This window comes from Bradyrhizobium sp. USDA 3364, assembly GCF_054056355.1.
The window spans coordinates 7,383,504-7,408,381 of sequence record NZ_JBSRYG010000002.1 but is presented as its reverse complement, the minus strand read 5'-3'; the positions used below and the strand labels follow the sequence as shown (position 1 = coordinate 7,408,381).

General features: G+C 64.4%; 24 protein-coding genes and 1 pseudogene. 15 read left to right on the top strand and 10 right to left on the bottom strand.

Translation table 11 applies throughout. The features are described from left to right. Window positions 1–2 precede the first annotated feature (2 nt). From ACVILL_RS34825 to ACVILL_RS34815, 3 genes are all read left to right on the top strand, one after another. The gene (locus ACVILL_RS34825) at window positions 3–773 is read left to right on the top strand and encodes a CPBP family intramembrane glutamic endopeptidase (RefSeq protein WP_456733178.1); all 771 of its coding nucleotides are present in this window, start codon (window positions 3–5) and stop codon (window positions 771–773) included. 19 nt (window positions 774–792) lie between these two features. Next, entirely contained in the window at window positions 793–1,137 is a 345-nt protein-coding gene (locus ACVILL_RS34820; protein WP_456733177.1) for a hypothetical protein, read from the top strand. 295 nt (window positions 1,138–1,432) lie between these two features. Further along, window positions 1,433–2,644, top strand: a complete 1,212-nt coding sequence (locus ACVILL_RS34815; RefSeq protein ID WP_456733176.1) for an ABC transporter substrate-binding protein — start codon at window positions 1,433–1,435, stop codon at window positions 2,642–2,644. Window positions 2,645–2,677: 33 nt separating this feature from the next. Here ACVILL_RS34815 and ACVILL_RS34810 read toward each other — a convergent pair whose 3' ends face one another. Continuing rightward, window positions 2,678–3,604 carry an AEC family transporter gene (locus tag ACVILL_RS34810; protein ID WP_456733175.1) on the bottom strand — a complete coding sequence of 309 codons (927 nt, stop codon included), beginning with the start codon at window positions 3,602–3,604 and terminating at the stop codon, window positions 2,678–2,680. Window positions 3,605–3,606: 2 nt separating this feature from the next. After that, window positions 3,607–4,089, bottom strand: a complete 483-nt coding sequence (gene ruvX, locus ACVILL_RS34805; protein ID WP_456733174.1) for a Holliday junction resolvase RuvX — start codon at window positions 4,087–4,089, stop codon at window positions 3,607–3,609. Between the two features lie 427 nt (window positions 4,090–4,516). Between ruvX and ACVILL_RS34800 the strand changes: the two genes are divergently transcribed. Next, window positions 4,517–5,797, top strand: coding sequence for a serine hydrolase domain-containing protein (locus tag ACVILL_RS34800; protein WP_456733173.1), 1,281 nt, complete (start codon window positions 4,517–4,519; stop codon window positions 5,795–5,797). A 267-nt stretch (window positions 5,798–6,064) separates the two neighbouring features. Here the strand turns inward: ACVILL_RS34800 and ACVILL_RS34795 are convergent, their stop codons facing one another. Then, window positions 6,065–6,955, bottom strand: coding sequence for a LysR substrate-binding domain-containing protein (locus ACVILL_RS34795; RefSeq protein ID WP_456733172.1), 891 nt, complete (start codon window positions 6,953–6,955; stop codon window positions 6,065–6,067). A gap of 96 nt (window positions 6,956–7,051) precedes the next feature. On the opposite strand from ACVILL_RS34795, the pseudogene ACVILL_RS34790 reads away from it, so the two are divergent. The 9 genes and pseudogenes from ACVILL_RS34790 to ACVILL_RS34750 form a co-directional block, all read left to right on the top strand. Further along, window positions 7,052–8,086 (top strand): annotated as a pseudogene (locus ACVILL_RS34790) (NAD(P)H-dependent flavin oxidoreductase); the annotation flags it as partial. A 114-nt stretch (window positions 8,087–8,200) separates the two neighbouring features. Beyond that, window positions 8,201–9,277, top strand: a complete 1,077-nt coding sequence (locus ACVILL_RS34785) for an NAD(P)H-dependent flavin oxidoreductase (RefSeq protein WP_456733171.1) — start codon at window positions 8,201–8,203, stop codon at window positions 9,275–9,277. A 95-nt stretch (window positions 9,278–9,372) separates the two neighbouring features. Then, window positions 9,373–9,660 carry an Asp-tRNA(Asn)/Glu-tRNA(Gln) amidotransferase subunit GatC gene (gene gatC, locus ACVILL_RS34780; protein WP_456733170.1) on the top strand — a complete coding sequence of 96 codons (288 nt, stop codon included), beginning with the start codon at window positions 9,373–9,375 and terminating at the stop codon, window positions 9,658–9,660. A 52-nt stretch (window positions 9,661–9,712) separates the two neighbouring features. Further along, on the top strand, window positions 9,713–9,952 hold the full coding sequence (locus ACVILL_RS34775) for a hypothetical protein (RefSeq protein WP_456733169.1): 240 nt from the start codon (window positions 9,713–9,715) through the stop codon (window positions 9,950–9,952). Beyond that, complete coding sequence (gene gatA, locus ACVILL_RS34770) at window positions 9,949–11,424, top strand: Asp-tRNA(Asn)/Glu-tRNA(Gln) amidotransferase subunit GatA (RefSeq protein ID WP_456733168.1); 1,476 nt, start codon at window positions 9,949–9,951, stop codon at window positions 11,422–11,424. The genes ACVILL_RS34775 and gatA overlap by 4 nt, the downstream gene beginning before the upstream one ends. Window positions 11,425–11,427: 3 nt before the next feature. Continuing rightward, window positions 11,428–11,709 carry a hypothetical protein gene (locus ACVILL_RS34765; RefSeq protein WP_456733167.1) on the top strand — a complete coding sequence of 94 codons (282 nt, stop codon included), beginning with the start codon at window positions 11,428–11,430 and terminating at the stop codon, window positions 11,707–11,709. A gap of 179 nt (window positions 11,710–11,888) precedes the next feature. Continuing rightward, window positions 11,889–13,250: a patatin-like phospholipase family protein gene (locus ACVILL_RS34760; protein WP_456734435.1), complete on the top strand. Its 1,362-nt coding sequence runs from the start codon at window positions 11,889–11,891 to the stop codon at window positions 13,248–13,250. Window positions 13,251–13,479: 229 nt separating this feature from the next. Continuing rightward, entirely contained in the window at window positions 13,480–14,967 is a 1,488-nt protein-coding gene (gene gatB, locus ACVILL_RS34755; protein ID WP_456733166.1) for an Asp-tRNA(Asn)/Glu-tRNA(Gln) amidotransferase subunit GatB, read from the top strand. Window positions 14,968–16,516: 1,549 nt separating this feature from the next. After that, window positions 16,517–16,783 carry a hypothetical protein gene (locus tag ACVILL_RS34750; protein WP_456733165.1) on the top strand — a complete coding sequence of 89 codons (267 nt, stop codon included), beginning with the start codon at window positions 16,517–16,519 and terminating at the stop codon, window positions 16,781–16,783. Between the two features lie 36 nt (window positions 16,784–16,819). Here the strand turns inward: ACVILL_RS34750 and ACVILL_RS34745 are convergent, their stop codons facing one another. The 4 genes from ACVILL_RS34745 to ACVILL_RS34730 all read right to left on the bottom strand — a co-directional run bounded on the left by ACVILL_RS34745 (window position 16,820) and on the right by ACVILL_RS34730 (window position 20,217). Next, complete coding sequence (locus tag ACVILL_RS34745; RefSeq protein ID WP_456733164.1) at window positions 16,820–17,584, bottom strand: sulfite exporter TauE/SafE family protein; 765 nt, start codon at window positions 17,582–17,584, stop codon at window positions 16,820–16,822. 74 nt (window positions 17,585–17,658) lie between these two features. Beyond that, window positions 17,659–18,363 carry a helix-turn-helix domain-containing protein gene (locus ACVILL_RS34740; RefSeq protein WP_456734434.1) on the bottom strand — a complete coding sequence of 235 codons (705 nt, stop codon included), beginning with the start codon at window positions 18,361–18,363 and terminating at the stop codon, window positions 17,659–17,661. Between the two features lie 88 nt (window positions 18,364–18,451). Continuing rightward, window positions 18,452–19,714: an MFS transporter gene (locus ACVILL_RS34735; protein WP_456733163.1), complete on the bottom strand. Its 1,263-nt coding sequence runs from the start codon at window positions 19,712–19,714 to the stop codon at window positions 18,452–18,454. Beyond that, window positions 19,711–20,217 (bottom strand): PaaI family thioesterase, encoded by a 507-nt coding sequence (locus ACVILL_RS34730; protein ID WP_456733162.1) that lies wholly within the window; start codon window positions 20,215–20,217, stop codon window positions 19,711–19,713. Before ACVILL_RS34730 ends, ACVILL_RS34735 begins: the two co-directional genes overlap by 4 nt. Before the next feature lie 195 nt (window positions 20,218–20,412). On the opposite strand from ACVILL_RS34730, the gene gcvA reads away from it, so the two are divergent. Then, complete coding sequence (gene gcvA, locus ACVILL_RS34725) at window positions 20,413–21,315, top strand: transcriptional regulator GcvA (protein WP_456733161.1); 903 nt, start codon at window positions 20,413–20,415, stop codon at window positions 21,313–21,315. Window positions 21,316–21,332: 17 nt separating this feature from the next. Here gcvA and ACVILL_RS34720 read toward each other — a convergent pair whose 3' ends face one another. Then, window positions 21,333–22,106 carry an AraC family transcriptional regulator gene (locus tag ACVILL_RS34720; protein ID WP_456733160.1) on the bottom strand — a complete coding sequence of 258 codons (774 nt, stop codon included), beginning with the start codon at window positions 22,104–22,106 and terminating at the stop codon, window positions 21,333–21,335. Window positions 22,107–22,217: 111 nt separating this feature from the next. Here ACVILL_RS34720 and ACVILL_RS34715 point away from each other — a divergent pair, with 111 nt between their 5' ends. Continuing rightward, window positions 22,218–23,126, top strand: a complete 909-nt coding sequence (locus tag ACVILL_RS34715) for a DMT family transporter (protein WP_456733159.1) — start codon at window positions 22,218–22,220, stop codon at window positions 23,124–23,126. Window positions 23,127–23,554: 428 nt separating this feature from the next. Here the strand turns inward: ACVILL_RS34715 and ACVILL_RS34710 are convergent, their stop codons facing one another. Both ACVILL_RS34710 and ACVILL_RS34705 read right to left on the bottom strand, forming a co-directional pair. Then, entirely contained in the window at window positions 23,555–23,833 is a 279-nt protein-coding gene (locus ACVILL_RS34710) for a hypothetical protein (RefSeq protein WP_456733158.1), read from the bottom strand. 156 nt (window positions 23,834–23,989) lie between these two features. After that, on the bottom strand, window positions 23,990–24,667 hold the full coding sequence (locus ACVILL_RS34705) for a hypothetical protein (protein ID WP_456733157.1): 678 nt from the start codon (window positions 24,665–24,667) through the stop codon (window positions 23,990–23,992). Window positions 24,668–24,878: the final 211 nt, after the last annotated feature.

The window sequence follows — 24,878 nt, the reverse complement described above, 5'->3', positions numbered from 1 at the left end:
TGATGGACGCTCTCAATCCCGATACATCGCCTGCCTCGATCGATCCTGCGCCACGCCCCCCGCGGGTCTGGAAGTTCTGGGGCACCGCGCTGTGGGGCCTTTTGATCTTCGCCGCGATGTTCCTCGGCCAGCTCGGGGTCATCATCTGGCGCATCATCGCGCAGGGCGGGGAGTTGTCGGCGGCCGGGATCACACATGTGGTGGCCGACGGTCTGACGATCTCGCTCTCGGTCCTCGCCGGCCTGCCGATGGTGCTCCTGGTGCTGTGGTTCGCGATCCGCCGGACCCGGATCCCGTTCGCCGATTATCTCGGGCTGCACTGGACGTCGTGGAAGAACGTCATCATCGGCGTGGTCGCGCTCATCATGCTGGTCGGGGTCTGGGACATGGTGTCCCGCGCCGCCGGCCGCGAGGTGACGCCGGGCTTCATGGGCGACGTGCTGAAATCGGCGCAGGAGCACAGCGCGCTGTGGCTGCTGGTGATCGCGTTCGCGGTGGCCGCACCGCTCTGGGAGGAACTGTTCGCGCGCGGCTGGCTCTATCGCGGCTGGTCGGAATCGAGGCTCGGTCCCGCCGGCGCGATCCTGCTGTCGTCGATCGTCTGGACCGTGATGCACCTGCAATACGACTGGTTCTTCCTCTGCCAGGTGCTGACGATCGGGCTTCTGTTCGGCTATTTGCGCTTTCGCACCGGTTCGACCTGGCTGACCATCCTGCTGCACGGGCTGAACAATTTTGCGGCGACGATCCAGACCTGGTGGCTGGCGGGGTGAGCTACATCGCAGGCATTCCATGAACTTATCCTTTAACGGGATCGACTCTGAAGTTGGCTCTGTCGAGCAACTCGGTCTTGAGCTAGATCGGTTCCACGAGCAGCAGCAGTTCGAATTGTGGCTATCAACCCCAATCGGCCAAGCCATCGCGATGCTTCGCAATGGAGAGCATGCTTGGCTCATGTATCTTCGCTTCAACGGTGACGACGGTTTTGTCACCAAAGGCGAAGACAATAGCGGGCAGATGGTCGGATATTGCTTGGCAAACGGAGAGCTTAATGAGCATCCGCTCTCTTGGTGCATCGATCTGGAGCAGTGTTATAAGGCGATCGCATACTTCTTTCAACATTGGCGAACGACTTGAATTCGTCTGCTGGCAAAAGGCTTGATGCACGCTGTGTGCCTTGAAGCGCCCGTTGCAATCACGATCGCCACGGTGATAGCGGCCAAGGCCGTCTGCAGCGCGATGAACTTGCGCGCGTCCTAATTTGCGGCAGCGAGCGTCCTGATCTGGGCGAGCAGCGGCGCGTCACCGCTCGTCGGAACCTGACAGAGGGGATGCCAGCACCCCCATCACAGTGCTATGATCTGGATCAATGAACGAGCGCGGGCTGGATCGAAACCAGGCAGCGGCGGCTGCCGTCGTGCGAGCTCTTCCCATGGCTACGTTGATCCGAATTCTTCTGGCCAGCGTCGTCGCGCTGGCATCCTTGGGCGCCATCACGCAGCGGGTGCGCGACCTCGGCGTTACCGATACCGAAATCCGGATTGGCAACGTCATGCCATATAGCGGCACGCTGGACGTTTTCGGCCAGATCGGCAAGGCGGAAGCCGCCTATTTCGAGATGATCAACGAGCGCGGCGGCATCAACGGCCGCAAGATCCGCTTCATGTCCTACGATGATCTGTCCGACGCTTCCAACGCCACGGACCTCACGCGGATTCTCGTCGAGACCGACAATGTGCTCCTGATGTTCGGTTCGTTCGGATCGCCGGGCAATCTCGCCGTGCGGAAGTATCTCAACGAACGGCAGGTCCCCCAGCTTTTTGTGGCCTCCGGCGATCAGAACCTCAGCGAGCCGTCGATCTATCCCTGGACCATGGGCTGGCAGCCCTCATACCGCGAGGAAGGGCGCATCTACGCCAATTACATCCAGGCGGTTTATCCCGGAAAGAAGATCGTGGCGCTCTGGGAGAATGACCAGTTCGGGCGGGAATTGTTCAAGGGATTGGAGCAAGGGCTGGGGAATGTCGCCCAGAACCTCAGGGTCGACATCGCCTATGATGTCGACGATCAGCATCTCGATGGTCACATATCGATCCTGAAGCAATCGGGCGCCGAGGTCTTCGTGTTTGCCGGGGTGCCGGAAAATGCCGCGAAGGTAATCCGGGCTGCGGCCGAGCACGACTGGCGGCCGGTGTTCATCGTGAACCAGATGGCGTCATCGATTGAGACGGTGCTCAAGCCGGCCGGCACGGAGAATGCGACGGGGGTCGTCACCGCGGCTTTCCTGAAGGATGCGAATGATCCGGCCTGGAAGGAAGAGCAGGGTGCCTGGCGCAGTTTTCTCGACAAGTATACCAAGGCCGGCGGCACTGATGACGCTGCCGCAGTCTATGGCTATGCGGCTGCCGAGACGCTGGTCCAGGTGCTCAGGCAATGCGGCAACGATCTGTCGCGAGAAAACGTCATGAAGCAGGCTGCGGCGCTCAGGGACTATCAGGCATCCGGCTTGCTCCCGGGCATCACGATCAACACCGGTCGCTTCCGACCGGTCGAGCAGTTGCGGTTGCTTCAGTTCGATGGCCGCGGCTGGCAGCCGATCGGCGATGTGCTCGATACGGCGTTCACCGGTTCGTCCGGAAAATAGCGGCGATCAGCGCACGAGCATGGACCACGCGCCTTACGGCCCAACCGCGGCGATCACGACCGGCATCGTGATCGCGGCCAGGATGGTCTGCAGCGTGATGATCTGGGCGAGCAGGGGCGCGTCGCCGCCCATCTGGCGGGCCAGCACATAGGCGGACGGCGAGGTCGGCACCGCGGCGCAGGCCGCGACGATGGCGAGATTGGCGCCGGTGACACCGAACCACACCGCGAGCGCGACCGTCAGCACAGGCATCAGGATTAGCTTCAGGACCAGCCCGACACTCGCGGCGAGGCTCGGGCGGAAGATGCCTTCCAGATGCAGCCCGGCCCCGGTCACGAGCAGGCCGATCGCCAGCGACGACCCGCCGAGCGCGTCGGCGACGTCGTACCAGATCTGCGGCAGCGGGATGTGCGCGACATTGATGGCGAGCCCGATTACGCAGGCCCAGATCAGCGGATTCTTGACGATCGTCATCACGATGGCGCCCGCCGAACGCTTCTCGGACGAGGCATATTTCGCCAGCACCGCGACGCTGAACACGTTGACCAGCGGGATGATCGCGACCATGGCAACGGATGCGAGCGCAAGCCCCATGCTGCCGTAGAGATTGCGCGACACCGACAGCGCGACATAGGTCTGCCAGCGGGTCGCCCCCTGGAAGATCGAGGTGAAGGCGGGACCGTCGACACCGGCACGGGCAAGCGGGGAGCGCAGCGCCAGACAAAGCAGCGACATCACCAGCGCCGCCAGCAGCAGCGCGCCACCGACGCCCGCGACCGGCACCGTGGTCAGGTCGGCCTTCACCAGCGTCTGCACCAGCAACACCGGGAACAGCACGTAGTAAGTGAGCTGCTCCAGCCCGTGCCATTGGCTATCGAGCCGCATCAGCGTGCGCTTCAGGACGAAGCCGAGCACGATCAGCAGGAACACCGGCAGCAGCGCCGCGATCACCACGGCCATCGTCAGCGCTCTCCGCGCAGTGTCGCGAGCCGGTCGAGCGCGCCTTGCAGGATGAAGATCGCGGCGTGCTCGTCGATCACCTCGGCGCGGCGGGCGCGGCTGACGTCCATCCCGATCAGCTCGCGCTCGACCGCCGCGGTCGACAGCCGCTCGTCCCACAGCCCGATCGCGAGCGCGGTGAGGCCAGCGAGATTGCGCGCAAAGGCCCGGGTCGATTGCGCGCGCGGGCCCTCGCTGCCGTCCATGTTGATCGGCAGGCCCAGCACGAAGCCTGCGGCATTGCGCTCGGCCGCGATCGCGAGCAGCCGCGCTGCGTCCACCTTGAACTGCTTGCGCTGGATGGTCTCGACGCCGGTCGCGAGCCGCCGGTCCGGATCGGAGACGGCGACGCCGATGGTCTTGGTGCCGAGGTCGAGGCCGATAAGCGCGCCGCGTTCGGGCCAGTGTGGCGCGGCTTCGATCAGGGGAAGGATGAGGGCGGGCATGGCGCTAGCGCTTAGCATGCGGCCGCGCGCCGAGGCAAAGGCCCGCGGCGGGCGGGCCTCCATGCGAAAACGCCACAGCGCGGAGAGCGGGCGGCCCGCGTAAGTCGGCGGCCGGCTCGGGCCACGGTCCCATCAACCGGCTTGGCCGCATACACCCAAAGCGTTCGTGCTGCGGCAAATTGTCGTTGTGATTGTGGTTCAGTTTGTGAGGGCAGTCACATGATACGCGTGAATTTCTGTTACGATATGACTTCAAATTGTGATCCGGGGGCAGCAATCGACCCGTTTCGGCCGGTCGTTTCATTAACTCGACCGCAGGCTCGGTGATGGTCCGATCAAGCGATTGACGCCAGATCTGCGATCGCGCCAAGTTCAAGTCATGTGCTGAAGCAATCGCAACCTTGCACGTAATTTTGCAGGAGTGAAAATGATTGAGAACCGCAAATCCTCTGAATTGAAGAAAACCTTCCGATCAGCGCAAGCCTCAAAGTTTCTCTCTAAGCATCATCTAACGCCAGAAGGCATCGATCGCTATCTAGACGCGCGCGATACGTTCGATACAGCGACGATTGTCAGCACTCCGCCAAACGTCAAAGAACCAGACTTTCCGATCATCGGAGCTAACACCGATCCGAAGACTCGGCGCACCGTCAACGATAGCAATTTCGAGGCCGACATGAGCACGGCTCTGAGCGGCTTGGGCGTTGCCGGGTACTCCATGCGCGTGCGTCGCCGCGGACAAACTGTATTCACCCTGAATGGCGGGTCAGCGAGGATTTCGCCTGACTCAGATGCAAAGAACTGGGACACGACTATCAAAATGCACGTAGCCAGCGTCAGCAAGCTTGTTACGTCGATGGCGGTTACGAAGCTCCTGCTCGACAAGGGTATCGATGTCGACACCTCGATAACAAATTTTCTGCCACGCCATTTTCGGGTTGCTCCGACCTCGCGGCAGATCACCCTCCGCCATCTGCTCACCATGACTTCAGGCTTTCGTCAGGTCCAATATGGAGGACTAAACGACGGCTATACTTATTACGATTTCAAGCAGTACGTCGAACGCGGCGTCGATCCGGCAAATTTCGGTCAGTGGAGCTATCATAACGGCAACTTCATCGGTCTTCGGATCGCAATGGCCGTCATGTCAGGCATGATCGATCCTAATGCTGAGTTTGGCGTTCCAGAAGACCCCGATGCACATGATACGCTTTGGGACGCCCTCTCGGTTGATGATTACGTCAAGTACGTGAGCCGCAATATTCTGAGGCCCGCCTCCGTCACTGCAAAAATCCATCCCGGCGACGAGGACAGCCTAGCCTATTCCGCATCACTTCGAGCGCCAGGCTGGAAAGCCGACCCCTGGTTGGGTGCCGGTACCGACGCCTGGTGGTTCTCTGTCGATGAAATTCTTAACATCATGTCGGCTTATTGGGACGGTGACGGGATTGTTCGCAAGTCCGCATCGCATCAAGCTCTTCGCTATAATTTCGGCCTTGACGACACGAAAGAGTGGCAGCTCTCGGACGGCGTACAGGACTGCTTCATGAAGAGCGGTTACTGGTCAGATGGCATGAGTCGAACGCAACAATGTTCGGTCACCTTCGCGCCAAATGATACTTTAATCGCTGTCTTCGTGAATTCACCCATCGCCTCGACGAACATCCCAAGCATCGTCGAAAGGCATCTGCAGGCCAACATTAGTTAGCGACCCAACGAACAAGAGCGCGCCACCGCAGCCGGCTGCGAGCGGAGCGGCTGGTGCCCGTCGCCTTTCAGGCGCTCATCCACAGAGACAACGGATTCTCCCCTCAATGGGACTTCCAGTAGTTCTGTTTGTGTGAAGACCGGTCGCGGAACGAGCGGCAAATCTCCAAGGTCAACAGATGTCTGCCTCGGTTAGGACCAGCCCGGGCATGACGAGTTTGTGGAGGCGCTGATCGTGCCGATCGCCCAAATGCGATTGCCCCGCCGATCAGGCAGCGATCACCCGATCGTTGCCGCCAAGGCACGCCGTAAGTCCCTGCAACGGACTGTACTGATGCGCGGTGCGGCGCTGGATGAACAGCGTCTCGACCAGCGCGTGCTGCGGGCCGAGCTTGTGGATATTGACGTCGCGCTGCACGTGATCGCGCTCGACCACCGCACGCGGCAGCAGCGTCACGCCCATGTCGGCGGCGACGCAGCCGACCATGCCGTCGAGCGTGCCGAACTCGAAGCGGACGGCCGATGGCCACCCGAACTCGGTGAACACCTGTTCGAGGCGCTGCCGGTAGGTGCAGCCGGTGCGGAACACCAGCGCGGTCGGGCCGGATTGCGGCGTGCCGGCGCGCAAGGCCGCGAGCGATGTCCAGCGCTGCGCGCTGACGAGCACCAGTTCCTCCGTGAAGGCTGATGTCGCGATGAGCTCGCCGTGCTCGATCGGACCGGCGACAAAGGCGCCGTCGAGCGAGCCGTCGAGCACGGCGGCGACGAGATCGGCGGTCGGCGCGGTGCGCAGTGTCAGGCGCACCGCCGGATAGCGGCGATGAAACTCGGCCAGCAGCGCCGGCAGCCGCACCGCGGCGGTGGTCTCCATCGAGCCGATCGACAGCGGTCCCTTCGGCTCGCCGTCGTCGCGCGCTGCAAGCACGGCCTCGCGCGACAGCGCCGCCATGCGCTGCGCATAGGGCAGCAGGCGGCGGCCGGCGCCGGTCAGCGACATGCCGCGGCTGTGACGCTCGAACAGCGCGGTGCCGATCTCGGCCTCCAGCGCCTTGATGCGCTGGGTGACGTTGGACTGCACGGTATTCAGCTCGTCCGCAGCGCGGGTGATGCCGCCGAGCCGGGCGACCGTGGAAAAGGTGAGCAGGTCGGTCAATTCCATCTGAGACCACCGTTTCAATTTAGAGATGGCTGCGTTCTCTAGTATTCATTATCCGAGAATGGTAGTCCCGCTTAGGCTGGAAGTCCAGCAAGGTCCGCAATAGGGAGCGAGCGCATGTCGGTCAGCACCGAATTGACGGCGCGTCTGGGCGTCGACCATCCGATCCTCGCGGCGCCGATGGCGATGATCACCGGCAGCCGGCTCGTCAAGGCGGTGAGCGACGCCGGCGGCTTCGGTATCTTGGGCGGTGGTTACGGCGACAGAGCGTGGCTCGAGGCGGAAGTTGCCGAGCTCAGGAAGTATGGCCGTCCGTTCGGCATCGGCTTCATCACCTGGAGTCTCGCCAAGCAGCCCGAGCTGATCGATATCGCGCTGCAGGCGAGGCCGCGCGCGGTGATGCTGTCGTTCGGCGATCCCGCGCCGTTCGCGCCCAAGATCAAGACGGCGGGCGCGCTGCTGATCTGCCAGGTGCAGAATGAAGAGCTCGCGCAGCAGGCGCTCGATTGCGGCGCCGATATCCTGATTGCGCAGGGCACCGAGGCGGGCGGTCACGGCGCGTCGCGCACCACGATGGACATCGTTCCGGCGATCATCGATTTCGCGGCCGGGCGCGTGCCTGTCGTCGCGGCCGGCGGCATCGCTGACGGACGCGGCCTGGCTGCGATGATGATGCTCGGCGCATCCGGTGTGCTGCTCGGAACACGGTTCTATGCCAGCGTCGAGGCCGACGCGCCCGAGCAGGCCAAGCAGCTGATCTGTGCAGCGAAGAGCGGCGAGACGGTGCGCGGCGTGGTGATGGACTGGTCGCGCAAGTTGATGTGGCCGGCACCATTCACCGCGCGTTCGCTTGCCAACGATCATCTGCGGCGCTGGTCTGGCCGCGAGATCGAACTGATGCAGCGTGTGGACGAGATCGCGGTGGAATACGCCGCCGCGAAGGCCGCGGGCAATTTCGACATTGCCGCGGTGTTCGCCGGCGAGTCCGTCGGCCTGATCCATGATATCGTTCCTGCGGCCGAGATCGTCGGCCGCATCGTCGCCGAGGCCGAGCAGTCGCTGCAGGGCCGGCGCAACTTTTCACCTTCTCCCCTTGTGGGAGAAGGTGGTGCGGATGCAATCCGCACCGGATGAGGGTCTGTCTCCGCGGAGGGAAACCCCTCACCCGACTTCGATGCTTCCGCATCGAAGCCACCCTCTCCCACAAGGGGAGAGGGTAATTCCGAGCAAGCAGGAAAGAGGCGCGCCATGTGGCCAGACCGTCGATTGATCGATCGCTTCAAGACCGAATTCCCGATCGTGCTGGCGCCGATGGCCGGCGTGATGGATGCGGAGCTGGTGATTGCGGTGGCGCAGGGCGGCGGGCTCGGCTCGCTGCCATGCGCGATGCTGTCGGCCGAGAAGGCGCGCGAGCAGGTCAACATCATCCGCCAGCGCGTCTCTGCGCCGATCAACCTCAACTTCTTCTGCCACAAGGCGGTCGATGCCGATCCGGCGCGCGAGGCGATCTGGCGGCAGCGGTTGGCGCCCTATTATCGTGAGCACGGCCTCGATCCGAATGCGCCGATCAACGCGGCGAACCGCGCGCCGTTCGACGCAGCGTTCTGCGCGGTGGTCGAGGAATTGAAGCCCGAGGTCGTCAGTTTCCACTTCGGCCTGCCGGAGCCGCAACTGTTGCAGCGGGTGAAGGGCACGGGTGCCACCGTGATGTCGTCGGCGACGACGGTGAAGGAGGCGATCTGGCTGGAGGAGAACGGCGCCGACGTCATTATCGCGCAAGGCGCCGACGCCGGCGGCCATCGCGCCATGTTCCTGACCAACACCATCGCCGAGCAGCCCGGCACGTTCTCGCTGCTGCCGCAGGTGGTGGATGCGGTGAAGGTGCCGGTCGTCGCAGCCGGCGGCATCGCCGATGGGCGCGGGATCGCGGCGGCGTTCGCGCTCGGCGCCTCCGGCGTGCAGGTCGGCACCGCCTATCTGCGCTGCCCGGAATCCAAGGTAAGCCCGCAGGGCCGGATCGCGCTGGCGCAGGCGAGCGACGAATCGACCGTCATCACCAATGTCATGACCGGCCGCCCGGCGCGCGGCGTCGCCAACCGCGTGATGCGCGAGGTCGGCCCGGTCTCGCCCGATGCACCGGCATTCCCGCATGCCGCAACCGCCCTCGGGCCGCTGAAGGCGGCTGCCGAAAAGCACGGCAAGGTCGATTTCACCAACCTGTGGGCCGGGCAGGCGGTGCGGATGGGCAAGGAAATGCCCGCCGCCGAGCTGACCCGGGCGCTGGCCGGCGCCGCGCTGGCGCGGATGGGGCAGCTCGGGGGCTGATTTCGCCCCGTTTTGCAGCGCGGTTGCGGCGCAAAACCGGCCTCTGCTATACGGCAAGCTGATCTTTCAGCCTGTCCACCCCGAGGCCATATATAATGTCCGTAGACGCCACGACCGTCCGCCGCATCGCGCATCTGGCGCGGATCGCGGTCAGCGACGCCGAAGTTCCCCATCTCCAGGGCGAGCTGAACGCGATGCTGGCCTTCGTCGAGCAGCTGTCGGAGGTGAATATCGACGGCGTCGAGCCGATGACCTCGGTGACGCCGATGGAGATGAAGAAGCGCAAGGACGTGGTCAATGACGGCGAGATCGCCGATGTCATCGTCCGCAATGCGCCCGACACCGTGAACGACTTCTTCCTGGTGCCGAAGGTGGTCGAGTAACGGATACCGGTTCGCCTGAACGAAACGCGTCAAACAAAAGCGACAAGGTCCAATGTGTCTGCTCTGCGACGATGAGAAGGCCTACAAGGCCTACATGGATTTCCTCGATGTGATGGAGCGCAAGGGGAAGGTCGCCGATCCCAACGAGGCGATCGACGCCGTGCTCGACCAGCTCGAAGCGCTCGACGCGGCGCGCGCCCAAGAAAACTCCAGGGTAAACAAAGCCCGCCTGGACGATCCCGCCAACGACAAGACCTTGTCTCCGTTCTTCTGCAGCCCGATCAATAAATGACCGATTTGACATCGCTGACGATCGCCGAGGCCCGCGAGGGCCTTGCGAGCAAGTCTTTCACCGCCCGCGAACTGACCGACGCGCATCTCGCCGCCATCGAAGCGGCGCGCGTGCTCAACGCCTATGTGCTCGAAGCGCCCGATCGCGCGCGCGAGATGGCCAAGGCCGCCGACGAGAAGATTGCAAAGGGCGAGGGCGGACCGCTCGCCGGCATTCCGCTCGGCATCAAGGACCTGTTCGCAACGCGCGACATCAGGACCACGGCGTGCTCGAAGATCCTCGGCAACTTCATTCCGCCCTACGAGTCGACGGTGACCTCGCAGCTGTGGCGCGACGGCGCGGTGTTGCTCGGCAAGCTCAACAATGACGAGTTCGCGATGGGCTCGTCGAACGAGACCTCCTGCTTCGGCCCGGTCACCAATCCGTGGCGGCGCGACGGCAGCAACACCACGCTGGTGCCGGGCGGCTCGTCCGGCGGCTCGGCCTCGGCGGTGGCGGCGCAGCTCTGCATGGGCGCGACCGCGACCGACACCGGCGGCTCGATCCGCCAGCCCGCCGCGTTCACCGCGACCGTCGGCATCAAGCCGACCTATGGCCGCTGCTCGCGCTGGGGCATCGTGGCGTTTGCCTCCTCGCTCGACCAGGCCGGCCCGATCGCGCGCTCGACGCGCGACGCCGCCATCCTGATGCGTTCGATGGCGGGGCACGATCCCAAGGACACCACCTCGGTCGACATCGCAGTGCCCGACTATGAAGCCGCGATCGGCAAGTCCGTGAAGGGCATGAAGATCGGCATCCCCCGGGAGTATCGGCTCGACGGCATGCCGGCCGAGATCGAGAAGCTCTGGAGCGAGGGCGCGCAGTGGCTGAAGGCCGCCGGCGCCGAGCTTGTCGAAGTGTCGCTGCCGCACACCAAATACGCGCTGCCGGCCTATTACATCGTGGCGCCGGCGGAAGCTTCGTCGAACCTCGCGCGCTATGACGGCGTGCGCTACGGCCTGCGCGATCCGGGCAAAAGCATCATCGAGATGTACGAGAACACCCGCGCCGACGGCTTTGGCGCCGAGGTGCGCCGCCGCGTGCTGATCGGCACCTATGTGCTCTCGGCCGGCTACTACGATGCCTATTATCTGCGTGCGCAAAAGGTGCGGACGCTGATCAAGAAGGATTTCGAGGACTGCTTCGCCAAGGGCGTGAACGCGATCCTCACGCCGGCGACGCCGTCGGCAGCGTTCGGCATCGGCGAGAAGGGCGGCGCCGATCCGGTCGAGATGTATCTCAACGACATCTTCACGGTGACCGTGAACATGGCGGGCTTGCCGGGCATCGCCGTACCCGCTGGCAAGGACGCGCAGGGCCTGCCGCTCGGCCTGCAACTGATCGGCCGCCCGTTCGACGAGGAGACACTGTTCTCGCTCGGCGAGGTGATCGAGCAGGCGGCCGGCCGGTTCACGGCGCCGAAATGGTGGTGAGCGATGGCGGATTTCCGCGCCAGTCTCGCTGACGCAGCGCCTGATGCGGCGCTGTCGCCGCCGCTCGCCGCATTGTGGTGGGCGAGGAAGGGCGATTGGGACCAGGCGCATCGTATCGTGCAGGACGAGAGCGACGCCAATTCGGCTTGGGTGCATGCCTATCTGCATCGCGTCGAGGGCGATCTCGGCAATGCCGGCTACTGGTATCGCCGCGCCGGCCAGCCGGTTGCTACGGACACCGTCGAGGCCGAGTGGGAGCGGATCGTCTCGGCGCTTTTGGCCTGAAGGAACGGTGCAGGATGCCGGTGTCTTGCCGGTGTCTTGGCACCGCGATGATTAACCGTGTTTCGGCCGCCATGCCGACGCCCAGATTGGCCGTGATAGGCTAATGGAACCGGGGCGGGGGCCAGCGGCAAAAGAGAGTGGTCGTGCGTGGGTCGGGCATAGGGGGATGGCTGTCAGCGCTGCTGGTGGCCGTGGTGGGAGCGGGCCTTGCCGGCTGCGCGTCCGTCTACAATCTCCCCGGCAATTTGCCGCTCGGTGCTGCGCTCGCCGACAACAACAGCGCCCGCGACTATCCGACCTACGAGGATGATCTGCTGCTCGCGCTGTCGTTCTCCGGCGGCGGCACCCGCGCTGCGGCGTTTTCGTTCGGCGTGCTGGAGGAGCTCGACCACACGCGATCGACTGTGGCCGGCACCAAGACGCTGCTCGACCGCGTCGACTTCGTCTCCGGCGTCTCCGGCGGCTCGATCACCGCGGCCTATTTCGGATTGAAGCGGCGTGCCGCGCTCGATGATTTCCGCCAGCGCTTCCTGCTGCGCAATGCCGAGGAGGGACTGAAGACCCGGATCTCGCTCGGCAATATCGGGCGCGCGCTGGGCGGCGGCGTCAACGACAGCCAGTTCACCGACTGGCTCGATCAGAACCTGTTCGACGGCGCGCGGTTCGAGGCATTGCCCGACGACCACCGGCCGCGGGTCTGGATCAACGCGTCCGACATCTACAACCGCACGCCCTTCGTGTTCGGCAAGACGTCGTTCGACGCGCTATGCAGCGACATCCGCTCCTATCGTGTCGCCGAAGCGGTGGCGGCGTCCGCCGCGGTGCCGCTCGCGTTCGCCCCGATCGTGCTGCAAACCTATCCCGGCGGCTGCGCGGCGCCGCTGCCGCCCTGGCTCGAGCGGGTGCGCAACGATCCGAACGCGCAGCCGCTGCTGCGCTCCTATGCCGAGGCCCAGGCGCACTACCGCGACGGCTCGATGCGCTACGTCAAGCTGCTCGATGGCGGCCTCGTCGACAATTACGGGCTGTCGGGGCTCACCATCGGCTTGCTCGCCGCGCAGCGTCCCTACGAGCCGCTGAACGAGCGGCAGGCGGCCAAGCTCAAGCGTATCCTGTTCCTGGTGGTCGATGCCGGCCGCGGCATCTCCGGCGACTTCGTGCAGACACTCGAGGGGCCGAATGGTGTCGAACTGGTGTCGGCCGCCGCCGACACCGCGATCGATGCCAGCGTGCGATCGAGCTACGCGGCCTTCACGGCGCTCGCCGAAGACTGGGCGGGCAAGCTGAAGCGCTGGCGTTGCGGCCTGTCGGCGGCGGATCGCTCCCGGCTCGGCGTCGGGACGGGGTGGAAATGCGGCGACGTCGCGATCTATGTCGAGCGGCTCGGCTTCGACCGGCTCGGACCGGACCGTGCCGGCATCCTGAACGCGATCCCGACGCGGCTTTCGCTGCCGCCGGAGCAGGTCGACCAGTTGATCGCGGGCGGCGCGGACGCGCTGCGTTCGAGCAAGGCCTATCAGCAGTTCCGGCGCGGGCTGTGATCTTGTTAGCCCTCATGGTGAGGAGCGCGGAACGCGCGTCTCGAACCATGCGGCCCGTCTGTGGCCTACATCCTTCGAGACGCCCGCTTTGCGGGCTCCTCAGGATGAGGCGTTAGGGCGTTTCGTGGGCTCACGCGCCGGCGCGGGCTGCAACGCGGCTTGACTGGCGCGATTGGTTGCGCGAAGCCCAAGCGACCCCAGATATAGCCTTATCCGGAAACCGAGACCCATGACTGCATCTGCCGCCCCGCACAAACTGATCAAGAGCGCCACCGGCGATTGGGAGGTCGTGATCGGCATGGAGATCCATGCCCAGGTCACTTCGAACGCAAAGCTGTTCTCGGGTGCATCGACCGCGTTCGGCGGTGAGCCGAACTCCCATGTCTCGCTGGTCGATGCCGCGATGCCGGGAATGCTGCCCGTCATCAACGAGGAGTGCGTCCGCCAGGCGGTGCGCACCGGTCTCGGGCTGAATGCGAAGATCAACCTGCGCTCGGTGTTCGACCGCAAGAACTATTTCTATCCGGATCTGCCGCAAGGCTACCAGATCAGCCAGTACAAGTCGCCGATCGTGGGCGAGGGCGAGGTGTCGCTCGAGCTCGACGGCGGCCGCAGCGTGACGATCGGGATCGAGCGGCTGCATCTGGAGCAGGACGCCGGCAAGTTGCTGCACGATCAGTCGCCGACGATGTCCTATGTCGATCTCAACCGTTCCGGCGTCGCGCTGATGGAGATCGTCTCCAAGCCGGATATCCGTGATGCCGAGCAGGCCAAGGCCTATGTGACCAAGCTGCGCTCGATCCTGCGCTACCTCGGCACCTGCGACGGCGACATGGAGAAGGGCAATTTGCGCGCCGATGTCAACGTCTCGGTGCGCCGCTACGGCGAGACCGCGTTCGGCACCCGCTGTGAAATCAAGAACATGAACTCGGTCAACTTCATCGGCCAGGCGATCGAGTACGAGGCACGGCGTCAGATCGAGATCATCGAGGACGGCGGCTCGATCGACCAGGAGACCCGGCTGTTCGACCCGAACAAGGGCGAGACGCGCTCGATGCGCTCCAAGGAAGAAGCGCACGACTACCGTTACTTCCCGGATCCCGATCTCCTGCCGCTCGAGTTCAGCCAGGCCTTCGTCGACGATCTTAAGGCGCAGCTGCCGGAACTGCCGGACGAGAAGAAGTCCCGTTTTATTACGGGCTTTGGTCTGTCGTCCTATGATGCGAGCGTGCTGGTCGCCGAGCGCGAGAGCGCGGAGTTCTACGAGACGGTGCTGTCAGGTCTTGCCGACAAGGCGCGCGACGGCAAGCTTGCCGCGAATTGGGTGATCAACGAACTGTTCGGCCGTCTCAACAAGGAGGGCGTCGAGATCGCGGCCTCGCCGGTGTCGGCACAGCAGCTCGCGGCGATCGTCGACCTGATCGGCGAGGGAACGATTTCCGGCAAGATCGCCAAGGACTTGTTCGAGATCGTATGGCAGGAAGGCGGCGATCCGCGCGCGCTCGTCGAGGCGCGCGGCATGAAGCAGGTCACCGACCTCGGCGCGATCGAGAAGGTGGTCGACGACATCATCGCGGCCAATCCTGACAAGGTCGAGCAAGCAAAGGCGAAGCCGCAAATGGTCGGCTGGTTCGTCGGTCAGGTGATGAAGTCGTCGGGCGGCAAGGCGAACCCACAGGCGGTCAACGACCTCCTGAAGTCGAAGCTCGGCATCTGAACCCGACAGGACAATGATGTTGTCCTTGGCGCGTGATCGAGCCGGATCATGCTCTCGCGCGGTCGCCTCTCGCGTCGTCGCGCGTGCGTGAACGCGGCGTGATCCTGGCTCACACCCTCCGTCGACGGGCGCGCTGACGCCCATTGGCTCCGAATCGCCGAAGCTGCGATTCGTTCGCGAATCCGGTCTTGGTGAGCTCAAACGAGGCAAAAGCCACCTTACCCACGAAAATTTTTTCGTTGCCAAAAATTACGACTCGGCGTCAGCGGCGCGCCGCTTTTTGTCTTCGCTCGCGACTCAACGCAGTCACGATCGCGCGTCGAACGATTGAATGCGAATTCAAGAAGTGCCTGCAATACGGGCGTTTCCTGCAACGTTGACAAATGCCGATGTCGGCCGCTGTTGCACTTCTTGCATCGGCACGCGAATGGATTGGCGATTTGAACCGCGTCGCGCGCTGTGCGCACTGCCACCGCTGCGTCAACACTTCCTTAAGCGGGACACTGTTTTTTTCGGTCTGTTGGTGTATTCGGGAAGTAGTGCATATCGATTCCCGAGTGCACGCAGCGAAGTAGAGCCATCTCACATACTGGAGGGCAACATGGCTAAGAAGGCTAAGAAGGCGAAGAAGGTTAAGAAGGCGAAGAGCGCAGTGAAGAAGACTGCGAAGAAGACCCGCAAGGTCGCCAAGAAGAAGTAAGCCTCTCGCCTTGAGAGGATTGTCGGCGGCTTGACGCCGGCACGTCGCGAGAGCCACGGACGGACTGCTGAGAGGCACATCCCATCCCAAGGCTCTGGCTGACGAAAGAGGGTGTCGGCGAGACATCAGGTCAAACGGCTGGATCGAATTTCGGAGAGGGCAACCTTGCCAAAACCGGTCCGGCAGAAGAAACAGAGATTTCTTCGTTCGGTGCGGAGCCCGCTTGGTTCCGCAATTTCACCGGCGAGAATGCCGAGTTGAAATCTGGTCCTGACGTGTTCGCCGACCCCCTCGTTCCGGCGGCCCGCGCAGTCCGCGCCCCGGCAGCCATTTTCCCCATCCCAGCTCTGGACCGACGTTAGGCCTGACGGCCTCGCGTTGCATTGGTCTATCGACCCGCCAACACGCCGTTCCGCGGAACGGCCGCCGGACGTGCCACCCCTCCATCAATTCGAGACTGATGGCTGCCGAGACCGGCGGGCGGCCCGCGGCATTGTCCGCCATGGTTATCGTTGTCCGAAATACCAGGGTAAACCGGCGTTCACGAATGCACAGAAGTGCTTGCGGCACAGGCACTTCTGCGATTCCGCGAAACGCCATCGGCGGCGCCGGTTTACATCCCGTTCATCGCGATACTTAAACCGCTCTTCAAATTTGATGGGCCATGATCATCCCAACAAGCCGGCAAACGGCGAGCGCATGATCCAAAGGATCAGCGCGGCGCATGATCCAAAAGATCGGCGCGGGGCATGATCAAGAGATCAGCCCGGGAATGACAGGGTAGTTCAACAGTGGACGGGGGCCGCGCTCGGGGGAGGGCGGCCAACAACAAAAAGGGGAATGACGACAATGTTTCAGGGGGTCATCGATCAAGAAAGCGCGGTCCCGGTTGCTGCGACTGCGATCCAGGACGTGCTGTTCGAACGCGGCATGTACTGGGCGAGCGGCCGCTCCGGCGTGGTCAATCTCGTCGCGGCGCACAAATGGTTCAATTTGGCGGCGCTCAAGGGACGTACCGACGCGATCGCGCACCGCCGCGAAGTCGCCGAGCAGATGTCCGATGTCGAGATCGCGGCCGCCCAGCGCGAAGCCCGCGCCTGGATCACGACGCACTAAATTATCGAGCTGGGAGCTCCGGCTCCCTCGCTCCATCTAGAACCAGTATCGCACGGCGTAGATCACGGTCATCACCGCTCCGGCCACGATGACGAATTGCCGGACGATGCGAGCGGGAAGAATCCGGATCAGATGGCCGCCGGCATAGCCGCCGACCATCGCGCCGAGCAGCATCGCCAACGTCTCCGGCCACCGCACCGCTCCCTGCACGACGAAGATCAAGGTGGCGGCGAGTGACACGCAGGTCGCGAGCAGGTTCTTCAACGCCTTGATCGCCCTGAGGTCGTTGGGCTCGGTGATCGACAGCACCGCGGTCAGGATGACGCCGAGTCCGGCGCCGAAAAAGCCTCCATAGACGCACGCCAACCCCAGGGCGGCACTGCTCGCACCGGTCGAGGGCAGCGCCGCGCCCGTTTGCCGCCCGTGGGTCCGTCCCTGGATCTGCGGCCCGAAGGCAAACAGCAGCGTTGCGAATGCGATCAGGCCCGGCACCGGCAGCACGAACAGCCGCTCGGGAAGCAGCAGCAGGACGCCGGCGCCGATTGCGCCGCCCAGCGTGGAGACGGCGCCGAAGCTGATCGTGCGGCGTGTCGGCCGCGGCAGCTTGCCGCGGTCGGCGAGCGCCGCGATCAGATGGCCGGGCGAGATCGCCACCGCATTCGACGCATTGGCGATGACGGCTGGCAAGCCTGCCGCGAGCATCGCCGGAAACGTGATCAGCGTCGCGCCACCCGCCAATGCGTTGATGATGCCTCCCGCGACACCGGCCGCGAGCAGCAAAAGACCAATCTGAGCATCCATGCTTCACCCCTTGCGCTGGGTGAGCAAGCTAGCGGGCCGAGCGCCGGCCGGTCTGGAACGCCTGTGACACCACTTCAATCGCGCCAGTAGACGCCCGGCGTCGTGCCAAAGGTACGGCGGAACAGGCGGGTGAGGTGGCTCTGGTCGGCAAACCCAGCATCGGCCGCAACGGCTGCGATCGGCTCACCGGCGCGCAGCAATGTCCGGGCAAGGTTGAGCCGGGCGAGCAGCCGGAAGGCATGCGGCGCGACGCCGAGCTCACGCCTCACCATGCGGCTGAAGCCCTCGCGGCTTCGCCCGAAGCCTGCGGCAATCTCGCCGATCGGCTGCACGCTCTCCGTCAGGGCGGTGCCGAGCTTCGTCCGATCGGTGCGCCCGGCCGATGGAGACGGCTCGCGCGCCAGGGTGTCGTCGGCGATCTCGAGGATGTGCTCGGGCGATATCTCGTCGTCGTTTCGCCAGCGAGCCCCGACGTTGGGGATCCGAAGCGATGAGCATGCTCGGTTCGCGGGAACATAGGCATTCAGGCAAATCGTTTCCTCGTCCCGGGTCGGCATCGGTGCATGCAGCATCCCAGCCGGAATGAGCGCGGCGTGGCCTGCCGGCACGGTGACGGTCGCGTCATCGATGCGAAAGGCGCGGGACCCCGAGAGCACCAGCACGATCTGGCTCTCGTCATGGAAGTGCGGCCTGAGGCCGAGCGAGCCGGCACCGCGCCACGATGCCAACTCGACGATGTCGTCGCGGCCGGTTCGCCGATATGTCCAGGCATTGGTCATGGCGAACCGGGTGATCGCGGAGCTCTCGAGCGGATGGGGTCGGTGATCCCCGAGCGTAGCACGGGAGATCACCGACCGTCATGAGGCCTCACGGCCGCGCGACCGAGGCGATCGGCGAGGCGGTTCGCATCGTCGCGACAGCGATGAGGGCGGCGACGAGGTTGGCGGCGGCGCTGATCGCGACCGGAATGAAGTAGCTGTGACTGACGTCGAACGCGAAGCCGGCGGCGCTCGGGCCGAGCAGCGTGCCAAACGCGACGCTGGTGTAGAGGATGCCGATGATGCCGCCGACATTGCGGCCGCCGAAATGATCGGTGACCACGGCGGGCAGGATCGCGACCCAGCCGCCATAGAACACGCCGAACAGCAGCGCGAACACCGTGAGCGACCAGAAGGTGCCCGCGATTGCCCAGATCGCCAGCGAGACGGCCATGCCGATATACATCGCGATCAGGAACGCATCGCGGCCGACCCGGTCGGCGATCCCGCCGAGGAAGAACCGGCCGGCGGTGCTGCCGACGCCGATCATCCCGAGCAGCAGCACGGCAAGCGCCGGCGCCACCTGATGGTCGACGGCAAACGGCACCAGGTGCACGAAGGGCACGAACACCCCGAACGCGCTGATCAGGCAGGCCGCATAGAGCCCGGCGAAGCGGGCGCTCCGCACCGCGGCGTGGATCGAGACGCCCTGGCGCAGCGGCGTGCCTGAAACCGCGTCAAGCGGATCGCCGTCCGGTCCGGTGCCGTAGCGGCGCGGATCGTCCGCGATCAGGAGCGATGCTCCGATCCCGGCGACGGCGGCGACGACGCCCAGCACGACATAGGCATCGCGCCAGCCGAGGCTCGTGATCAGCCACGTTGCGAGCGGCGGCATCACCAATGTTCCGACCCCGATGCCGCTGACGGCAAGGCCCGACGCAAAGCCGCGCCGCCGGACGAACCAGCGTTGCACCGCGCCCAAGGTCGGCACGTAAGCGCAACCGACGCCGGCGCCGATGCCGATGCTGTAGGCGGCGTAAACCTGAAGGATGGTCTGCGCTTGTCCGGCCAGCACCATGCCGAGACCGACCAGCGCCATTCCGATCGCGGCGAGCCTGCGCGCGCCAAAGCGATCGGCCAGCGGGCCGGAGATGATGCCGAGACCGAAATACAGGAAGCCCGCGAAGGAGAACACCAGCGACACCGAGCCGCGCGAGGCGCCGAACTCCCGCTGCAACGACTCGACGAAGGATGAGAATGTATAGGCGCTGCCGAAACCGATGAACGTCACGACGAAGGCCGCCGCGACGACATACCAGCCGTAGAACGGCTTTGCGCGTTGATAACCGGCGTGCATCACGGCGTTCCTCATGTTCGTTCTCCCTGTGTCGCGCGCGCGCCGGCCTTGGCCGGCGGATAGAGCAGCATCTGCGTGCAGCGAAACAGTGCGATGGTCTTGCCCGTCACGTCGCTGCGGATCTCGGCATCCCACACCTGGGTGGTGCGGCCGGCGTGCACGAGGCGCGCCGCGCAGCTCACGCCGCCTTCGCGCGCGGCGCCGATGAAATTCGTCTTCAACTCGCCGGTGGCGAAGCCGATCGCGCCGTCCGGCAAGGAGGCGAGGCAGCCGAACCCGCATGCGGTATCCGCCAGCGCGACGATGCTGGCGCCGTGCAACAGCCCATGCGGCGAGAAGTGTTTCGCGGCAATCTCGAAGCGGCCGCGGATGAGACCGCGTCCGGCTTCGAGCCATTGAAAGTCCAGCAAGCCGGGCAGGCTGCCGGCCTGCGATGCGTTGATGCAATCGACGAGTTGGTTGGCATCGCCGTCTGCGCCGATCGCGTGCAGGGCGAGTTTATTTGGCACCTCGGTCATGTCTGTCTTGGCTCCATCAGGGAACCGGAAACCGTCATTTGGGGCTGTCAAGTAAGATTAGAAAATCTAACTTTTCTGGCTTCGCTTTCTCTGCGTTGACGCGGCTTCCGGCATTGAGTTAGGCTGATAGGGCGCCCGGAGTGCCGGATTGGCAAACCAGATTTGCTGCGCAAATTGACTTAGAAAATCTAAATCATGGAAAGCAGGCTTCCACCCCTGAACGCGCTCAAGGCGTTCGAATCCGCCGCCCGCCATCTCTCGGTGAAACTCGCGGCCGAGGAGCTGTATGTGACGCCGGGCGCGGTCAGCCAGATGCTCAAGACGCTGGAAGCCCATCTCGGCGTGAAACTGTTCGAGCGGGTGCCGCGCGGCATCTATCTCACCGACGCCGGCCGCGACTATCTGCCGTCGATCCGCAACGCGTTCCGTCAGATCGCGGAAGCCTCGCGCCGCGTCGCTGCATCGGTTGATGTCGGCTCGCTGACGGTGAGCGTCACGCCGTTCTTTGCGTCGGCCTGGCTGGTGCCGCGCATGGCGTCGTTTCAGAACGCGCACCCCGAGATCGATCTGCAGATCGTCACCAGCAACACGCTGGTCGACTTCTCGCGCAGCGGCATCGACGTCGCGGTGCGCCATGGCCTTGGCCGCTATCCGGGGCTGCGCAGCGACCGCGTCGTCACGGTCGAGATGGTGGCGGTCGCAGCGCCATCGCTCGTCACGCGTCTCGGGCGGCCGATTTCACCCGGCGAACTCGCAGGTTGGCCGCAGGTGCATGACGCCGATCGCAAGGGCTGGAGCCTGTGGTTTCAAGCCAACGGCATCGCCGAGGTTCGCACGCCGCGCGGCCCGTCATTCGATGACAGCGGCCTGCTCCTGAAAGCCGTTCTGACCGGGCAGGGCGCGGGGCTGCTGCCGGCGGCGATGGTCGCAAACGAGATCGAGAACGGCGAGCTGATCCAGCTCTTGGACACCGCGCATATGGAGGAGTTCGCCTACTATCTCGTCTGCCCCGACAACCGGCAGGGGCTTCCGAAGATCGCAGCGTTCAGGGAATGGATTTTGGGACCGGCGGCCCAGTCGGCGCCTGATGAGCGCTAGGTCTTGGCCACGACCGCCTAGCGATAGAACGCGTTGGGCGGCACGCCAAAATGCCTGCGGAACATCGCGGTGAAGGCGCTCTGGCTGGCATAGCCGGCGTCGAGCGCGAGGTCGACCACCCGCGCGCCACGCGCGAGGCGTTCGAGCGCGAACAGCAGGCGCGCCTGCTGGCGCCATTCGCCGAATGTCATGCCGGTTTCCCTGGCGAACAGACGATGGATCGTCTTCGACGTCAGCTTCAGCCTTCGCGCCCATTGCTCGGCGGTGGAGGCATCGTCCGGGCGGGCCACCAGCGCCTCGCAGATCCGCGCGAGCCGTTCGTCGCGCGGCATCGGCAGATGCAGCGGCAGCACGTCGACCTCGTGCAACTGGTCGAGCAGCACGTGCATCAGGCGCTCGTCGGAGGTTGCGGGCGCATAATCCAGCGGGACGCGCATCGCGGCGACGAACAATTCGCGCAGCAGCGGCGACACCGCGAACACGCAGCTGGCCTGCGGGAGATCGGGCGCCGCGCCGGCATCGACGAACACGGTGCGGATTTTGACCGCGCCGCACATGCGGACCTCGTGCGCGAGATCGGCCACCAGCCACACCGCACGATTGGGCGGCACCACCCACGTGCCCTCGGCGCAGCGCACGATCATCACGCCTTCGATCGCGTAGAGCAGCTGACCGCGCGGATGCGTATGCATGCCGGTCGACGCGCCGCTCGGATAGTCGATCTCCATCGCCGCCGTCGGCCGTGCTGTGGCGTGATAGCCGAGGTGCCGTGTGATCAGCTCGTCCAGCACGTCTTCATCTCGAATGTCCCAATCTCGCTAGGTGAGGTCATTCTAGCGTGAGACGGACTTCTGCGCGACTGGTAGTTGCTGGTGTGTCCTCCACCAACGCGCTGCCAGGTCATGTTCAAGCCAAAAGCCGCACTGCTCTATCCCTTCGTTGCCATCGTGCTGTGGGCCGGCAACGTCATCGTCTCCCGCCTCTCGGCGCATGCGATCGGTCCGCAGGCGATCACCTTCTATCGCCTGCTGGTCGCGGTCTTGCTGATGTCGCCGTTCGTGGCGCGCGGCGCTTGGCGCAATCGTCGCGCGATCTGGCCGCATCTCGGGCCGCTCGCAATCCTCGGTTTCCTTGCGATGTGCCTGTTCCAGAGCCTGTCGTATCTGGCGGCCGAGACCACGACTGCGACCAACATGGCGGTGTTCACCGCGCTGACGCCGCTCTTGACGGTTGCGCTCAGCGCCGCGCTGCTTGGCGAGCAGCCGACGCTTGGCATGATTTGCGGCGCGCCGCTGTCGTTCGCGGGCCTCGTCTATCTCGTCAGCGGCGGCGATCTGTCGTCGCTGCTGCACAGTGGCGTTCATGCGGGCGACGCGCTGATGCTGCTGGCCGCGATGGTCTACGCGCTCTACGGCGTGCTGCTGAAGCGCTGGAATCTGCCGATCAGCGGATGGCAATCCACCTACATGCAGGCGCTGTGCGCGCTCGCCGTGATGTTTCCCGCGTACCTCGCGACGCCGGCGCCGCTGCGTCAGGTCAACGCCGAAACCTGGCCGCTGATCGTCTATGCCGGCGCGCTGGCCTCGGTGGTGTTGCCGTTCCTCTGGATCCGCGGAGTCGCCCAGCTCGGCCCGAACCGCTGCGCGATCTTCATGAACCTGCTGCCGGTGCTGACGGCCGCGGCCGCGATCGTGATGCTGGGCGAGCCTGTCAGGCCATTCCACGTCATCGGCGGCGGTCTCGCGCTGCTCGGCGTCGCCTGCGCCCAGGCCTTTCCGCGGCCGCTGAGGGCCGTGCGCGTTGCGCCGTAGCTCGCATGCCAAGGATTGCGATCTCGCCGTTTTGATCGCATGTGAGAGGCCAAGGCAGAATAGAGCGCTACGGTCGGGGATCACCTGTTCGGTGAAACGGAGTGATTGCGATGCGTGTTTGCCAGCGTACTTTCTTGCGCATTTCCTTGCGTATTTCCTTGGCCCTGACGTTGCCCCTCGCGGTCCTGTGGGGCGCGCCAGCGGACGCTGCAACGGCACATCACCGGCGCGTGCGGCAGCACCTCATCATCGGACCAAGCGAACAGGTGGCTCCCCCGACCTGGTACAGATATCCGGGCTTCGGGCCGATCCCGCCCGGCGAGAACCGGAATCTCGATCCATCAACGCGCGGCAGCGGCTGAGGTCGGTCACCGACGCAGGGCGGGGGGCCTGCTTCTGGCGAGCCCCTTTGCGTCCCAGGGACCGCGTTATGCTGCGCCGGTGACCAACTGCTGAGATCTCTCGGAGACCCGGTTTTCGAGGGTGGCGATGGTTCCCTTGAGATTGGCGTACCGCTCATTGAGCGACCTTGCCAGGATCGGATACCTTGCGTCCGATCGGTCATAAACTCCCGCGCGCTTTTCCTCGGTCGCGATGTCGGCTTCGATCTGCTGGCAGGCCAGGACAAGATCGGACAGCATCTTGCTGATCGTCGACTCTCGTCCGGTGCGTCCGCGAGCTGTCTCAAAACGATGATGCATGTTCATTTGCGTGCTCCGAATGTCTGAGTTCGGCACACCGAGAACAGCTGGCGCCGAACTATTCACTGGTACATGGCAAATTGCCTGCCAGGAGCGGGTCCGTAAGAATACTGTCGGGGTGGTCTGGCGCGGGATATGCCAACGGGTGATGTGTCCGGCTGACTATTCTCGCTGCCACGCCGGTATGCATGCGCCCAGCGTGACGCGCTTGTAGTCTCGAGCGGCGCCCTGATCCCCAACTTGTTCAGCAAACCTGACCGCTGCCTCCATGTCCTGGGCGGCGGACGCGCCGTCGCAGAACAGGCTGCGAATTTCAGCCCGGTATCGATAGGCCCTGTAGTTCATCGGGTTGTATGAAAGCGCCAGATTGTAATTGTCCTGCTCCTCAGTGGCTATCCGGCGCGCTTCGTCCGACTGGCTGTTGAAGTTGCTGAGGCGATTGAGCGACTGGAGTGAGCCGAGCTCCATGTAACGCAGCGACATCGCGCCAAGACTTGCAGGAAGTGCTTCGCCCGACGAAGGCTGCTTCGCCGCGGTGTTTGCGCGTTCGATTTCGATCTTCTTATACTTGATGGCGTTGTCGTAGTCCCGCAGGCCCTGGAACGTGCTGGATATTTCGCCATTGATCGGCGCAGTGGAGGCGGTCGAGAGCCGCCGATCGCTCAGCAGCTTGAGGCATGCCCGTATCTTTGCCTGCGGCGGCAAGACATCGCGACATTCCTTGTCAACCACACGCCGATCGTCCTGCGAATGCACTGTCGGCGGCGTCTGCGCGGCAGGCAGAACAAGAACCAGTGCGAAGCAGATCGCTAACCTGAGACCGCGACTTGGGCTATCCATCTCATTTCTTCGCCTTCAGCCCGATCTCGACCGGCCGGCGGCTCCTTCGTGCGGGGGCTTCATGATGATTTGATGCCAAATAATCAAGCCGAAGGGAAGTTCATGGATAAAAGTGAGGCCGTTCGTGACTGGGAAAGACCGAACGGCCCCAGCCGACCCGTAGTGCCAAAACGGAAGAAAGGGGCCGGCGCTCCAGCTACGGAGTCGCCGG